Source organism: Pseudomonas sp. CFBP13509 (genome assembly GCF_005233485.1).
GTDB lineage: Bacteria > Pseudomonadota > Gammaproteobacteria > Pseudomonadales > Pseudomonadaceae > Aquipseudomonas > Aquipseudomonas marginalis.
In genome coordinates this window covers 159845-173667 of record NZ_QGAA01000003.1, presented here as the reverse complement: position 1 = coordinate 173667, position 13823 = coordinate 159845, and the positions used below count along the sequence as shown (strand labels likewise).

General features: G+C 62.5%; 14 protein-coding genes. 3 read left to right on the top strand and 11 right to left on the bottom strand.

What is annotated here, in order from left to right:
* Nucleotides 1-34: 34 nt before the first annotated feature.
* Both tagQ and PspCFBP13509_RS06690 read left to right on the top strand, forming a co-directional pair.
* Entirely contained in the window at nucleotides 35-961 is a 927-nt protein-coding gene (gene tagQ / locus PspCFBP13509_RS06695; protein WP_027608277.1) for a type VI secretion system-associated lipoprotein TagQ, read from the top strand.
* Nucleotides 962-1085: 124 nt separating this feature from the next.
* Nucleotides 1086-1466, top strand: coding sequence for a helicase (locus PspCFBP13509_RS06690; protein WP_137211718.1), 381 nt, complete (start codon nucleotides 1086-1088; stop codon nucleotides 1464-1466).
* 49 nt (nucleotides 1467-1515) lie between these two features.
* On the opposite strand, the gene PspCFBP13509_RS06685 is transcribed toward PspCFBP13509_RS06690, so the two are convergent.
* From PspCFBP13509_RS06685 to exbB, 6 genes are all read right to left on the bottom strand, one after another.
* On the bottom strand, nucleotides 1516-2916 hold the full coding sequence (locus tag PspCFBP13509_RS06685; protein ID WP_065926720.1) for an aminoacyl-tRNA deacylase and HDOD domain-containing protein: 1401 nt from the start codon (nucleotides 2914-2916) through the stop codon (nucleotides 1516-1518).
* Nucleotides 2917-2993: 77 nt separating this feature from the next.
* A complete protein-coding gene (gene recG / locus PspCFBP13509_RS06680; protein WP_137211717.1) occupies nucleotides 2994-5069 on the bottom strand; it encodes an ATP-dependent DNA helicase RecG in 2076 nt (691 codons plus the stop codon).
* An 8-nt stretch (nucleotides 5070-5077) separates the two neighbouring features.
* Complete coding sequence (locus PspCFBP13509_RS06675; protein ID WP_015886540.1) at nucleotides 5078-5998, bottom strand: hydrogen peroxide-inducible genes activator; 921 nt, start codon at nucleotides 5996-5998, stop codon at nucleotides 5078-5080.
* Between the two features lie 142 nt (nucleotides 5999-6140).
* The gene (locus tag PspCFBP13509_RS06670; RefSeq protein ID WP_027608280.1) at nucleotides 6141-6890 is read right to left on the bottom strand and encodes a TonB family protein; all 750 of its coding nucleotides are present in this window, start codon (nucleotides 6888-6890) and stop codon (nucleotides 6141-6143) included.
* Complete coding sequence (exbD, locus tag PspCFBP13509_RS06665; protein ID WP_017526806.1) at nucleotides 6887-7312, bottom strand: TonB system transport protein ExbD; 426 nt, start codon at nucleotides 7310-7312, stop codon at nucleotides 6887-6889. Before exbD ends, PspCFBP13509_RS06670 begins: the two co-directional genes overlap by 4 nt.
* 6 nt (nucleotides 7313-7318) lie before the next feature.
* Nucleotides 7319-8290 (bottom strand): tonB-system energizer ExbB, encoded by a 972-nt coding sequence (exbB, locus tag PspCFBP13509_RS06660; protein WP_065926717.1) that lies wholly within the window; start codon nucleotides 8288-8290, stop codon nucleotides 7319-7321.
* Between the two features lie 189 nt (nucleotides 8291-8479).
* On the opposite strand from exbB, the gene PspCFBP13509_RS06655 reads away from it, so the two are divergent.
* A complete protein-coding gene (locus PspCFBP13509_RS06655; RefSeq protein WP_065926716.1) occupies nucleotides 8480-9331 on the top strand; it encodes an SDR family oxidoreductase in 852 nt (283 codons plus the stop codon).
* Nucleotides 9332-9395: 64 nt separating this feature from the next.
* Here the strand turns inward: PspCFBP13509_RS06655 and PspCFBP13509_RS06650 are convergent, their stop codons facing one another.
* From PspCFBP13509_RS06650 to gmk, 5 genes are all read right to left on the bottom strand, one after another.
* A complete protein-coding gene (locus PspCFBP13509_RS06650; RefSeq protein WP_065926715.1) occupies nucleotides 9396-10139 on the bottom strand; it encodes a hypothetical protein in 744 nt (247 codons plus the stop codon).
* Between the two features lie 56 nt (nucleotides 10140-10195).
* Nucleotides 10196-10576 (bottom strand): RidA family protein, encoded by a 381-nt coding sequence (locus PspCFBP13509_RS06645; RefSeq protein ID WP_003176922.1) that lies wholly within the window; start codon nucleotides 10574-10576, stop codon nucleotides 10196-10198.
* Between the two features lie 24 nt (nucleotides 10577-10600).
* Nucleotides 10601-12706 carry a bifunctional GTP diphosphokinase/guanosine-3',5'-bis pyrophosphate 3'-pyrophosphohydrolase gene (spoT, locus tag PspCFBP13509_RS06640; RefSeq protein ID WP_005792489.1) on the bottom strand — a complete coding sequence of 702 codons (2106 nt, stop codon included), beginning with the start codon at nucleotides 12704-12706 and terminating at the stop codon, nucleotides 10601-10603.
* 60 nt (nucleotides 12707-12766) lie between these two features.
* Entirely contained in the window at nucleotides 12767-13030 is a 264-nt protein-coding gene (rpoZ, locus tag PspCFBP13509_RS06635) for a DNA-directed RNA polymerase subunit omega (RefSeq protein WP_017735757.1), read from the bottom strand.
* 167 nt (nucleotides 13031-13197) lie between these two features.
* Nucleotides 13198-13818: a guanylate kinase gene (gmk, locus tag PspCFBP13509_RS06630; RefSeq protein WP_027608284.1), complete on the bottom strand. Its 621-nt coding sequence runs from the start codon at nucleotides 13816-13818 to the stop codon at nucleotides 13198-13200.
* Nucleotides 13819-13823 lie beyond the last annotated feature (5 nt).

Here is a 13823-nt window from a genome sequence, read left to right as displayed (position 1 = left end):
CTGGGCAAGTCAAACTTAGAAGAGAACACAACCTATGCTTTTTTCCCGTAAGGCGGTTTCCAAGCGTCACTTGCTGCTGATCGCGGCCGGTTTCAGCACTGTGCTGACCGGCTGCGCCACGTCGCCGGCCTCCAAGGTCGCGTCGAGCACCAAGGTCGAGTACTACCCTAACTGCTACGAGCCGGTGCAGCACTTGCGCGCCACCGATTCGAACATGACCAAGTCGGTGGTGACCGGTGCGGCCATCGGCGCGGCCGGCGGTGCCCTGCTCGGCGCCCTGACCGGCGACAAGGAAAAACGTGGCCGTAACGCCGCCATCGGCGCAGCGGGCGGGGCCCTGGCCGGCGGCGCAGCGGGGTACTACACCGAGCGTCAGAAGCAGATCGCCGACGACAACCAGCGCATTGCCTCGTATGCGGCTGACGTGAACAAAAGCGCCTCCGACATCGACCGCAGTACCGCGTACGCCAGGGCGTCCCAGCAGTGCTACCAGAGCGCATTCACCAAGTTGGTGGCTGATCGCAAAGCCAAGACCGTCAACGACACCGAAGGCCGCAAGCGCCTGGCGGAAATCGTCTCGGGCCTGAAGGAATCCAATGACCTGATCGTGGCGGTCAACGGCAAAGCCGCCGAAGACCTGAACAACTACACCCAGGCCTACGAGAAAGACCTGCAGCAGGTCGGCGTACAGCGTGCCGACGTGGTCACCGTGGCCAAGGCCGATGTAACGCCCGTTGTGACGCCGGGCAAGAAGAAAGGTACCGGCACCAAGCCACCGAAAAAGCCACCGCTTCCAACCGTACCAACAGAAGCCGTGAGCACCGAGAAAACCTTCCAGACCGCCCAGACCAAGCAGGATGAAAGCAAGAAGGTCGCCAGCGCCGGTAAAGCGCAGATCGAAGGCACTTGCCGCGATCCTAACCTGGTCGACTGGGCACCGGTGCCTTGCCCTAACGTTTAAGTAACATGCTGCTATAAGCGTCAAACGCCAGCCGATCTTCCGCTAATGCGCAAGATCGGTAGCGTTCTTTTTGCAATTGGTTAAACTGCTGCGGCCACTCAATAATTACACCGAGGCCGTGTGCATGAAATTTCGTCTTCTCCTGTGGGTGCTGGGCCTGATGATGGGCAAAGCCAGCCGCACCAATCCTGCCTTCCAGCAACAGCTGGGTGACAAAGACCTCGCGTTCCAGTTGCAGACCCTCGACGGCAAGGTTGCCCGTCACTTCATCGTCAAAGACCAACGCATCACCAGCCGCTCGGGCGTTCACCCGGAGCCGGCGTTCGCCATCGCGTTCAAGGATGCCGCCTACGGCTTCGCCACGATGCAGGCGAAGAACAAGCAACTGGCGTTCATGACGGGGATTCAGGACAAGTCGATCCAGATCAAGGGCAACCCGGCGCTGGTGATCTGGTTCCAGGGGTTGACCAAGTATTTGGGGCGTAAGCGCAGCTCCAAGCGATGAGCCACAAGCTGCAAGCTTGAAGCTGACTACTTGAAGCTTGCAGCTGCTGTTAAGCCTGGCTGAACTGCGAGGCCAATTCGCGCAGCAGCACCTCGGCATCCAGCACCTTGGCCACGACTTCATCCGCTTTGTCACGGCTCAAGCCCAAACGCTCAAGCAGTTCGTCCGGGATGGTCTCGTCCGGCCCGGACCCAATCCCCCGGCTGCGCAGCAGGCGCACGGCCAGGCACACCAGGTTCGGGTATTCGGCGTATTGCCCATCGTAGGTCGGGTCGTGCTGGAAGCGCAGGGCAGTGGACAGCTCGTCCGGCATGTCCCAGTAGCGCATCAGCCAGGCGCCGATCTGCTCGCGGCTGATGCCCAGCAGGTGTTGCTCCACATAGCTGTGGCACAGGTGCGGGTTGACCTCCAGGTGGCGGCAGATCAGCGAGAAGTGCGGCGGGAACACATGGGCCAGCAACAGGTAGCCGAAGTTGTGCAGCAGGCCGGCGAGGTAGGTCAGGCCGGCTTCCGGGCGCTGAGCGCGGGGCATGGCGCGGGTCAGGCCTTCGATCACGGCGGCGGTGTAGATGGACTGGTGCCAGTACGGTGTGGCCTGGTGCGGGTGGTCCTTGGGCAGGCTCAAGGTCTTGCCCAGGGCCAGGCCCAAGGCGAGGTTGATCACCAGATCAAAACCCAGCACGCGCACGATGGCGTCTTCCACCGAGCGGATCTTGCCCGGCGATGCGTAGTACGGCGATGCGGCCCAGCTCACCACTTGGGCGGCCAGGGCCGGGTCGGTTTCGACCACGCCGGTGATGTCGTCGATGGTGGCATTGGGGTCGACGCGCAGCTTGATGATCTTCTGGGCGGTGTCGGCCAGCGGTGGAATCTCGATGGTCGCTTCCAGGCGTTGCTGGATGCGACGGGCGGTAAACGCCTGCATCGCCTGGGTGATTTCCTCACGGTCATCATTGGGGCGGTCGAGGTTCGGGCGGATGTTGCTCAGCGGTTCACCGAACTGGGCCGCGCTGGCCTTGGTGAGCATGGTCTTGAAAGCGTCGCTGGCGATTTCCAGCAGCAGCCCGGCTTCGCCCGAATGCACCAGCAGGCTCGGCTCGTCGAGCAGGCTGCCTTCGTACAGGCACGGCGAACTGGTGAGTGCCGGCAGGCCCGGCAGCAGGCTCAGGTCGTGCTTGCCCAGCATGCGCGCGACGCGGTCCGGCGACACGGCCGTAAGGCGGCGACCCGTGAGTTCGGTAAGGCGGTTGAGGTCCAGCAGCTGGTTCTGCGGGAACAGCACCATCAGGGCGCCCACCGCGTCTTCCAGCAAGACGGCCTGGACTTTTTGCGCAGGATTCAGGCCCGGATGTTCGGTGACTTCCGTGTAGCTGATGGCGAGTTTTGCGAGCAAAGCCCGAATGACCGGTGGGGCGGTCAGTGGGGCTGTGGCGTGGGCAACTTCTGACATGGCCTGATCCAATTTCTTACAGTCACCGAAGTATAACCAGCTTGATACACCTGTAGGTCGGATAAGTGCGTCAGGCGTCACACTTGGCCGTATTGCTGCCCATGGCGCAGCCAGCGATCCAGCAGCGGGCTGACGTGATCCGGCCAGCGTTCCAGCAACGCCTGCGCCGCATCGCGTACGGCAGGCAGCAGGTCGGCGTCGCGCATCAGGTCGGCGACCTTGAACTGCAGCAGGCCGGTCTGGCGGGTGCCGAGCATTTCGCCGGGGCCGCGCAGTTCGAGGTCTTTCTCGGCGATGACAAAACCGTCGTTGGTCTCGCGCATGATGCCCAGGCGCTGGCGGCCGATCTGCGACAACGGAGGGTGGTAGAGCAGCACACAGTGACTGGCGGCGCTGCCTCGGCCCACACGGCCGCGCAATTGGTGCAGTTGCGCCAGGCCCAGGCGTTCGGGGTTTTCGATGATCATCAGGCTGGCGTTGGGCACGTCCACGCCCACTTCAATCACGGTGGTAGCGACCAGCAGCTGCAGGTTACCGGCCTTGAATTCAGCCATCACCGCGGCCTTTTCCGCGGGCTTCATGCGCCCATGGATCAGCCCGACCTTGAGTTCGCCCAAGGCGCTGGTGAGGTCTTCATAGGTGGTCTCGGCGGCCTGGCAGGTCAGCTCCTCGGACTCTTCGATCAGTGTGCACACCCAGTACGCCTGGCGGCCTTCGGCACAGGCGCCGCGCACACGTTCGATCACTTCGACGCGCCGGGTGTCGGTGACCAGCACGGTGTTGACCGGTGTGCGGCCGGGGGGCAGTTCGTCGAGGATCGAAGTGTCGAGGTCGGCGTAGGCGCTCATGGCCAGGGTGCGCGGGATCGGGGTGGCGGTCATGATCAACTGGTGCGGGTTCATGCGCCCGCCCACGCCTTTCTGGCGCAGGGCCAGGCGCTGTTGCACGCCGAAGCGGTGCTGTTCGTCGATGATCACCAGGGCCAGGTTCTTGAACTGGACTTCGTCCTGGAACAGCGCATGGGTACCCACCACCATCGGTGCACCGCCGGCGATCTGTTCCAGCGCGGCCGCGCGCGTCTTGCCCTTGAGCTTGCCGGCCAGCCACGCGACTTCCAGGCCCAGGGGCTCGAGCCAGCGCTTGAACGTGATGAAGTGCTGCTCGGCGAGGATCTCGGTGGGCGCCATCAGCGCCACCTGGTAACCGGCTTCCAGGGCTTGCAGGGCGGCGAGGGCGGCGACCACGGTCTTGCCCGCGCCCACGTCGCCCTGAATCAGGCGCAGCATCGGCTCGTGCTGGCTGAGGTCGTAGGCGATTTCATTGCCCACGCGCTGCTGGGCGCCGGTCGGCGCAAAGCCGAGGTTGGCCAGGTATTGCGCAGGCAAGCGCGTGGCCTTGGGCATGGCCGGCGCACGCAGGGAGCGCATGCTTTCGCGCAGGCGTTGCTGGGACAGTTGGTGAGTCAGCAGTTCTTCGAACGCCAGGCGGTGCTGGGCCCAGTGATGACCGAGGGCCAGTTCGTCGACATCGGCGTCCGCAGGGGGGTGATGCAGGTAGTGGATCGCATCGGCCAGTGGCGCCAGTTGGTAGTCGCGGGCCAGTTCCAGGGGCAGCCAGTCGGGCAGGCTCTGCGGGCCAAGCATGCTCAGGGTCTGCATGCACAATTGGCGCAGGCGCTGTTGGGTCAGGCCTTCGGTGAGCGGGTAGATCGGCGTGAGGGTGGTGTCCACCGGCGGCGGTTCGTCACCGGTAATGGCGCGGTATTCCGGGTGGTAGATCTCCAGGCCGGAGGCGCCGGGGCGCGCTTCGCCGTAGCAGCGCACGCGGGTGCCGCGCTTGAGGCCTTCTTTCTGTGCGTTACTGAAATGGTAGAAGCGCAGGCTCAGGCCGCCGGTGCCATCCTGCAGGCGCACCACCAGACTGCGGCGCTTGCCCATCACCACGTCGGCACCGCTGACGGTGCCTTCGACCACCGCATCCTGCCCAGGACGCAGTTGGCCGATGGGCACCACGCGAGTGCGATCCTGATAGCGCAAGGGCAGGTGGAACAGCACGTCCTGGAGGTTTTCCAGGCCGACCTTGGCCAGCTTCTCGGCCATGGCCTCGCCGACACCCTTGAGTGCCGTCACCGACACCTGCGACAGCTCAGTCATACGTTTACTTAGCTCGCAGCAGGCGGCTTGGCCACCGAACACAGGCGGATCGAGTCGGCGAGGATCTCAATGGCTTTGGGCCGTGGGAAGCTGGCGCGCCAGGCAATCGCCACGGTACGGAACGGCACCGGTGGCGTGAGTGGGCGTACTTCGATCACGCCGGGGGCGTAGTGATGGCTGTCCACTGCCGACAGCGGCAGGATCGAGATGCCCAGGCCGGAAGCGACCATATGCCGGATGGTTTCCAGGGAGCTGGATTCCACAGTGGTGTGCTTGGCGCCGTCGTTGCCTTTGGTCAGGGTCGGGCAGGCTTCCAGCACCTGGTCGCGGAAGCAGTGGCCTTCGCCGAGCAGCAGCAGGCTCTTGTCGTTGAGCAGGCCGGCGTCGATGGTGTCTTTTTGCGTCCACGGATGGGAGGCGGGCATCAGCACGTAGAACGGCTCGTCGTAGAGCGGCAGGGTCAACACATCCGCTTCGTTGAACGGCAGCGCGATGATAATCGCGTCCAGCTCGCCGTTGCGCAGTTTGTCGCGCAGCACGTGGGTAAAGTTTTCTTCGATATACAGCGGCATCTGCGGCGCGACGCGGTGCAGTTGCGGGATCAGGTGCGGGAACAGGTACGGGCCGACGGTATAGATGGCGCCGACTTTCAGCGGTGCGGTCAGCTGGTTCTTGCCGGCCTGGGCCAGTTCGCGAATGCTTTGCGCCTGTTCCAGCACCTTCTGGGCCTGGGCCACGATGCCTTCGCCCACCGGGGTGAGGCGCACGGCGCTTTTGCTGCGCTCGAAAATCAGCACACCGAGTTCGTCTTCAAGCTTCTTCACGCCCACCGACAGCGTCGGCTGGCTGACGTGGCAACGCTCGGCCGCGTGGCCAAAGTGTTGCTCTTGGGCGAGGGTGACGATGTAGCGTAATTCTGTAAGAGTCATAGCGGGCGTCCATGAGGTTGCGGGCCAAGCATACCGGCTGCAATCGATAGACGCACGTTATCAGAACTTTGCTGGGGATTGAGGGGGGAATGCGCGGGATTTTGCTGAGAGTGGCGAGGGGTGTCCCTCGCCATCATCATTTTCAGCGACGACGCTTCTCGATGTTGTACACGAACGGTGCAACGATCTCGATGCTGCCGCCCTTGAGCATATCGGCTGGCGGCTTGGGCAGCGGCTGGGCACGACGGATCATGTCCAGGGTGGCGCGGTCCAGGTCGGCGTTGCCGGAACGCCCCACCAACTCGTAGGACAGCACGTTACCGTCGCCATCCACCACGAACTTCAGGCGGTTCAGGCCTTCCTTGCCACGGGCCTGGGCACCTGGCGGGTACTTCTTGTACTTCTGCAAGTGTGCCAGCAGGGTGCCTTCCCAGGACGCTTTGGCGGCGATCTGTTGCGGCGACGGGCCAGGTACGGGCTGGGCCGATTTTTCAGCCGGTGCCTTGGTGGGCGGAGCGTCGCTCGGCGGGTCCTCGGAGGGTTTCTCCTTGGGCGGCTCGATCTTTTTCTCCACCGGCTTGGGCGGCTGCGGTTTAGGCTTGGGCTTGACCGGCTTGGGCACCTGGATCGTTGGCTTGGGCGCCTCGGCCAGTTTCGGCAGGGGCAGCTCTTCCACCGGTGCAGGCGGTTGCGGCGGCGTTACCACTTTCGGCGGCGCCGGAGGCGGCGGTGCAGGCATCGGGGCCAGGTCGATGACCATGGCTGCCGGCGGCAACTGCACCGTGCGCGGCGCTGACCAGTGGAGCGCGATGGCAATCGCGACGGCATGCACGCCCAGCACGACGGCGAGGCTGGTGCCATAACGCGTCAGTTTGTGGCGCGTCGTGATCATTTCTTGGCTGCCGTCTCAAGTCCGACCAGGCCTACCTTGAGGTAGCCGGCTGCCCGCAGGGCATCCATCACGCTCATCAGGTCGCCGTAGTCCACGCCCTTGTCGGCCTGGAAGAAGATCGTCGTGTCCTTCTTGCCTTGGGTCTTGGCATCGAGCACCGGCCCCAGGGTTTCGGTCTTGACCTCTTCTTCGCCCAGGAACAGGCGTTGGTCCGCCTTGACGCTGAGGAAGATCGGTTTCTCCGGCCGCGGCGCAGGCTTGGCGCTGGAGGCGGGCAGGTCAACCTTGATGTCCACGGTGGCCAATGGAGCGGCCACCATGAAGATGATCAGCAGCACGAGCATCACGTCGATAAACGGCGTGACGTTGATTTCGTGGTTCTCGACGAGTTCGTCGTCGCCTTGATTCAAATGCAGGCCCATGGCCGATTACCCCACTTTCACCATGTGCGGTTGCGAGCTGCGCTCGGTAGGCAGGTGATCGAGGTCGCGGCTGACCAGCAGCAGGACTTCTGCCGACGCGTCCGATACCTGGGCCTTGTAGCCGGCAATCGAACGGGCGAAGACGTTGTAGATCACTACCGCAGGAATCGCGGCGACCAGGCCCAGGGCGGTTGCCAGCAGGGCTTCGGCGATGCCGGGGGCGACGACGGCGAGGTTGGTGGTCTGGGTTTTGGCGATGCCGATGAAGCTGTTCATGATGCCCCAGACGGTACCGAACAGGCCGACGAACGGCGCGGTGGAGCCGATGGTCGCGAGCACGCCGGTGCCGCTGCTCATGTTACGGCCGCAGGCTGCAACCAGGCGTTCCAGGCGGAACGCCACGCGCTCCTTGATGCCTTCTTTTTCACGGGTGTTGGCCGACAGGCGCATTTCTTCCAGTGCGTCGTGCACCAGGGTGTTGGCCAGGGTGCCTTTCTTGGTCGCGCTTTCGCTGGCTTCCTTGAGGGTGGTGGCCTTCTTCAGGTGGACGATTTCAGTGCGCAGACGGCGCTTGGCACCCAGCAGCTCGAAGCCTTTGGCGATCCAGATGGTCCAGGTAATGATCGACGCGATGGCCAGGCCGATCATCACGGCTTTCACCACCACGTCAGCATTCTGGTACATGCCCCATGGCGACAGGTCGTGGGCCATGCCCAGGGTGTTGTCTTCTTCCAGCACGACACCGGTTTCGTCGGCGGCGGCTGGGACTGCAGCCTGGGCCGGGTCGGTGGCCGCAGCGGGTGCGGTTGGAGCCGCAGCATTGTGCTCGGCGGCGGCCGGGGTAGCCGGGGCGGTGGCATCAGCGAATGCGGCGGTCGGCGCCAGCAGTACGCTGAACAGCATCGCAGCAATCGCACGCCAGGCGCGGGATGGGCTGTGAAGCTTGGTTGGCGAAGCGGGGGTTGTATTACGTGTCATGCTGGCCGGACCTGAGAGAAGAAAATGACTGATCGTCCTTCCAGACCCAAAGGGGTCGAGGACAAATGGGCGGTTATTATTGCAAGTAATTCTTGTTAACAGAAGTAATACAGTAACTTTATTTGCCCTTTTTCTGGCCGCCGGTCTGCTGCGAGGGCTAATCTAGACCTTTAAGAACGGAGTTTTATGATGTCTGTGCCTTCGGTTGTGATTGCCGGATGTGGCGATGTGGGTAGTCGGCTGGCTAGCCAATTGCTGGCCTCGGAATGGGAGGTTCATGGCCTGCGGCGCGATATTTCACGCCTGCCCGACGGGGTGATCGGCATTGCCGGCGACCTGTTCAACAAGGATTGCCCTGACACCTGGCCGATCGGCGGGGTGGATTACCTGGTGTACTGCGCCGCCGCCACCGACCACGATGAGGCCGGTTATCGCGCCGCTTACGTGCAAGGGTTGCAGCATGTGCTGGAGTGGCTGAAGGATTATGGCCAGGAGCCCAGGCACCTGCTGTTTGTGTCCAGCAGCAGCGTATACGGGCAGCAGAATGGCGAGTGGGTCGACGAAACCTCCGAAACCCAGGCCAAGGGTTATTCCGGGCAAGTCATGCTGGAGGCCGAGCAGGTGGCACTTAACAGTGGCATTCCTGCGAGCGTCGTGCGGTTGACCGGTATTTACGGTCCTGGTCGCGAATGGCTGCTGACCCAGGTGCGCCAGGGGTACCGTGTAGCGCTTGATCCACCTTTATACGGCAACCGTATACACGCCGATGATGCGGCGGGCTTGCTGGCATTTTTGCTACGCCACGTGGAGCAGGGCGGTTCGCTGGATAAGGTCTATATCGGCGTCGACGATGCACCGGCGCCCTTGGCCGAGGTGGTGGCCTGGCTGCGTGACTACCTGGGCGTCACTGAGTGGTCCGAGGACGCGAGTGTGCGGCGTGCGGGCAGCAAGCAATGCAGCAATGCCCGGATAAAGGCGCTGGGGTGGACGCCCACGTATGCGAGCTACCGCGAAGGGTACGCAGCCATTCTTAAAGGCTGAAATGCGGTTAAAGATGTGGGAGGGGGTAAGTCCCTCTCCCACATTTGGAGCTGGGTGATGACTGCTATTGTTTTTCAAGCAGCCATTGGCGCGGCCCGGGAGTGAACTGAGGCACTTCATCCGCTTGAGCGGTGTTGACCGCCTGGAAGATCTCCAACTGCTTGCCCTTGCGCACGAAGATCCACGGGTTACCCACGCCGTTGAGCTGCAGCCACATGCTGTCGTAGCCGCCGCTCATGGAGGCACAGTCACCGGCCAGGCACAGAGAGTACCGATCAACATTGGGCAAACCGGCGACCTTGCCGTCAGGCTGGAACTGGACAGTGGCACCGTTGCCGAAGCCGTCGGTGATCTTCCAGTCGCCGCCCATATAGGCTGCGTACAGGGCGCGTTCGAAGTTGGCACCCAGCGGCGCACCTTCCGGTGCAGGTTCCTTGGCGCGGGCAAAGAGCTGCTCGGGCTCGTTGTCGTTGGCCACTTGCAGCAGTTGCCTGCCTTTGCGCTTGAGTTCAGTGGCGGAGCTGCCGTAGAAGTCGACGCTCCAGGCGCCGGACTGTTCGCCGAGCAACTTGCCTTCCGCGACTTCAAAACCGTTGTAGTAACGTGCCTGCGAAGCCTTGGGGTTGACCTCCCATTCGAGGTTCGGGCCATAGCTTTGCAGCGCTTCACGCAAAGGGCCGCCCTTGGCTGCCGCATCGATGGCGACCTGGTTGATCCAGGTGCCGCTCACATCCTGGTTGGCAGGGTTGCTGGCGCAGCCGCCGAGCAACAGGGCGAGCAACGAAGAGGCTACAAGCGCTTTGCGCATCATGAAATCCTTTTAAAACGAAGTCGGCGCAGCCTATGGAGGCTGCGCCGGGTGTTTTACTCGATGACCAGAATTGCGTCCATCTCAACCTGTGCGCCCTTTGGCAGGGCGGCAACACCAATGGCGGCGCGGGCTGGGTAAGGTTGTTCGAAGTACTTGCCCATGATCTCGTTGACCTTGGCGAAGTGGCTCAGGTCGGTGAGGAAGATGTTCAGCTTGACGATGTCCTTGAACGAGCCGCCGGCAGCTTCGGCCACGGACTTTAGGTTTTCGAAGACCTGTACGGTCTGGGCTTCGAAGCCTTCCACCAGTTCCATGGTCTTTGGGTCCAGCGGGATCTGGCCGGACATGTAGACGGTGTTGCCCGCCTTGATGGCCTGGGAGTAAGTACCGATGGCGGCTGGGGCCTTGTCGCTGGTGATAACGGTCTTGGTCATGAATGACTCCTTGTAATGGATGGGCTACGCACGCATGCGGGTGATGCGGATCACACCGGTCAAGGCGCGCAGTTTCTTGATCACGCGGGCCAGGTGCACGCGGTCATGCACGCTGACCACCAGCTGGACCACGCTGATGCGACCATCGCGCTCGTCCATGCTGATTTTCTCGATATTGCCGTCGGCCGCGTTGACGCTGCTGGCCAGCAGGGCGATCAGGCCGCGCTGGTGTTCCAGCTCCACGCGCAGCTCGACGTTGAATTCGCCGGTGACATCCTTGGCCCACGAGAGCTGGATGCATTTTTCCGGGTTGTGACGGATCTCGGTGATGTTGCGGCAGTTGTCGAGGTGAACAACCATGCCCTTGCCAGCCGACAGGTGGCCGACAATCGGGTCGCCAGGGATCGGCGTGCAGCATTTGGCGTAGCTGAGCACCAGGCCCTCTGTGCCGCGAATCGCCAGCGGGCCTTCGGGGCTTGGCAACTGTTCGCCTTCGCCCAGCAGGCGGCGTGCGACCACGTAGGCCATGCGGTTGCCCAGGCCGATATCTTCCAGCAGGTCTTCGATGGTTTCCTGGCGGTACTCGTGGAGCATCGCTTGCACGCGCTCCTGCGCAATCTTGTCCAAGGCGCTGTCGAAGCCGTTGAGCACTTTGTTCAGCAGGCGTTCGCCCAGGCTGATGGACTCGGAGCGGCGCTGCAGTTTCAGCGCGTGGCGGATGTGTGTGCGGGCCTTGCCGGTGACCACGAAGTTGAGCCACGCCGGATTCGGGCGGGCTCCGGGTGCACTGACGATCTCGACCGTGGAGCCGCTTTGCAGCGGTTCGGACAGCGGCGCGAGACGGCGGTTGATCCGGCAGGCAATGCAGCTGTTGCCGACGTCGGTGTGCACCGCGTAGGCAAAGTCGACCGCAGTGGAGCCTTTGGGCAGCTCCATGATGCGGCCTTTGGGCGTGAATACGTAGACCTCGTCCGGGAACAGGTCGATTTTCACGCTTTCGATAAATTCCAGGGAGTTGCCGGCACGTTGCTGCATTTCCAGCACGCCCTTGACCCACTGGCGGGCGCGGGCATGGGTGCCTTTGGGCTGCTCGTCGCCGCTGGATTTGTACAGCCAATGGGCGGCGATGCCGTTGTTGGCCATCTCTTCCATTTCGCGGGTGCGGATCTGGATCTCGATCGGCACCCCGTGCATACCGAACAGTGTGGTATGCAGCGATTGATAGCCGTTGGCCTTGGGAATGGCGATGTAGTCCTTGAAGCGCCCCGGCAGGGGTTTGTACAAATTATGTACAGCACCGAGGACGCGGTAGCAGGTATCGACCTTGTCCACGATGATGCGGAACGCGTACACGTCCATGATCTCGTTGAAGGCCCGGCGCTTGCCGCGCATCTTCTTGTAGATGCCATAGATGTGCTTCTGCCGGCCGCTGACCTCGCCCTCGATCTCGTCGATCGCCAGGCAATGGCTCAGGGATTCTTCGATCTTGTTGACGATTTCCTTGCGGTTGCCCCGGGCGCGCTTGACGGCCTGGTAGATGCGCGCCGAACGCATCGGGTGCATGGCCTTGAAGCCGAGGTCTTCGAACTCGATACGAATGGCGTGCATACCCAGCCGGTTGGCAATGGGCGCGTAGATTTCCAGGGTTTCCTTGGCGATGCGCCGGCGTTTTTCGCCGGACAGCACTTCCAGCGTGCGCATGTTGTGCAGCCGGTCGGCCAGCTTGACCAGGATCACCCGGATGTCCCGGGCCATGGCCATAGCCATTTTCTGGAAGTTTTCCGCCTGGGCTTCGGCCTTGGTCTCGAAGTTCATCTGGGTCAGTTTGCTGACCCCGTCGACCAGTTCGGCCACGGTTTCGCCAAATTGCGCACTGAGCGCTTCCTTGGCAATGCCGGTGTCTTCGATCACGTCATGCAGCATCGCGGCCATCAGGCTCTGATGGTCCATGTGCATGTCGGCCAGGATATTCGCCACCGCAAGAGGATGGGTGACGTACGCCTCACCGCTTCGGCGGCGTTGCCCGTCGTGGGCCTGTTCGGCGTAGAAATACGCTCGGCGGACCAGGTTGACCTGGTCGGGGCCGAGGTAGGCCGATAAGCGATCGGCGAGGGCGTCTATGCTCGGCAAAGTGTGAACTCCTGCCGAAGGCTGTGACCCCGCGCCGTGCTACGTCGACCAGGCATAGGCTTAGACGGCCTCGTTGGACTCGTCCTCGAACGCTGCAAACAACGGTTCGTCTTCAACGATTTCAGCGTTGGCGATGAACTCGTAGCTCATCAGGCCTTCAGCGATTTCACGCAGGGCTACAACGGTAGGCTTGTCGTTTTCCCACTGGACCAGGGGCTCTTTGCCGCCAGTGGCCAGTTGACGGGCACGCTTGGTAGAGAGCATGACCAGCTCAAAGCGGTTTGCCACGTGGTCTAGGCAGTCTTCAACGGTTACGCGGGCCATGATATTCCTCGGAGCGAATGCAAGATGCGCGCTGCCCGGTTGGGCGAGCGGACTGAGCAGTTTAAAAAATCACCAGCGTTTAGGGAAGCGCTGATTTTTCGCAGGCTCTCGCAAAACCGCTGCAAGCGCCAATGTAAAGCCCTTGCAGCGGTTTTGGGAAGGGCCAATCAGCCGAGCAGTTCGGCGAGTAATTTGCCGAAACGCTGCTGTTGACGCTTTTGCTGGAGCTGATTGGCGCGGAAAATCGCCTTCAGGTCATCCAGCGCGTGGGAAAAATCGTCGTTAATGATCAGGTAGTCGTAGTCGACATAGTGGCTCATTTCGCTGACAGCTTCCCGCATGCGGCCTTCGATGATCTCGTCGCTGTCCTGGCCACGGTTGGTCAGGCGCTGGTGCAAGGCTTCGAGCGACGGCGGCAGGATAAAGATCGAGCGTGCCTTGGGCATCAGCTGGCGCACTTGCTCGGCGCCCTGCCAGTCGATTTCCAGGATCAGGTCGTGGCCTTCGTCCAGGGTCTGCTGCAGGTGGCTCTGCGAGGTGCCGTAGAGGTTGCCGAACACCTCGGCGCGCTCGAGGAAGTCGCCATGCTCGATCATCTTGACGAACTCGGTGCGCTCGACGAAGTGATAGTGCACGCCGTTCACCTCGCCCGGACGCATGGCGCGGGTGGTGTGGGAGATCGAGATGCGAATCTGCTCGTCAGCGTCGGTCAGGGCCTTGACCAGACTGCTCTTGCCCGCGCCCGAAGGCGCGGAAATGATGTACAGGGTGCCGGTGCTATGGGTCATGAAGG

Coding starts and splice junctions, on each gene's coding strand:
- PspCFBP13509_RS06690 (WP_137211718.1), top strand. CDS start 1,086: ATGAAATTTCGTCTTCTCCTGTGGGTGCTGGGCCTGATGATGGGCAAA.
- exbD (WP_017526806.1), bottom strand. CDS start 7,312: ATGGGCCTGCATTTGAATCAAGGCGACGACGAACTCGTCGAGAACCAC.
- PspCFBP13509_RS06645 (WP_003176922.1), bottom strand. CDS start 10,576: ATGACCAAGACCGTTATCACCAGCGACAAGGCCCCAGCCGCCATCGGT.
- PspCFBP13509_RS06655 (WP_065926716.1), top strand. CDS start 8,480: ATGTCTGTGCCTTCGGTTGTGATTGCCGGATGTGGCGATGTGGGTAGT.
- tagQ (WP_027608277.1), top strand. CDS start 35: ATGCTTTTTTCCCGTAAGGCGGTTTCCAAGCGTCACTTGCTGCTGATC.
- PspCFBP13509_RS06670 (WP_027608280.1), bottom strand. CDS start 6,890: ATGATCACGACGCGCCACAAACTGACGCGTTATGGCACCAGCCTCGCC.
- exbB (WP_065926717.1), bottom strand. CDS start 8,290: ATGACACGTAATACAACCCCCGCTTCGCCAACCAAGCTTCACAGCCCA.
- PspCFBP13509_RS06685 (WP_065926720.1), bottom strand. CDS start 2,916: ATGTCAGAAGTTGCCCACGCCACAGCCCCACTGACCGCCCCACCGGTC.
- gmk (WP_027608284.1), bottom strand. CDS start 13,818: ATGACCCATAGCACCGGCACCCTGTACATCATTTCCGCGCCTTCGGGC.
- PspCFBP13509_RS06650 (WP_065926715.1), bottom strand. CDS start 10,139: ATGCGCAAAGCGCTTGTAGCCTCTTCGTTGCTCGCCCTGTTGCTCGGC.
- PspCFBP13509_RS06675 (WP_015886540.1), bottom strand. CDS start 5,998: ATGACTCTTACAGAATTACGCTACATCGTCACCCTCGCCCAAGAGCAA.
- rpoZ (WP_017735757.1), bottom strand. CDS start 13,030: ATGGCCCGCGTAACCGTTGAAGACTGCCTAGACCACGTGGCAAACCGC.
- recG (WP_137211717.1), bottom strand. CDS start 5,069: ATGACTGAGCTGTCGCAGGTGTCGGTGACGGCACTCAAGGGTGTCGGC.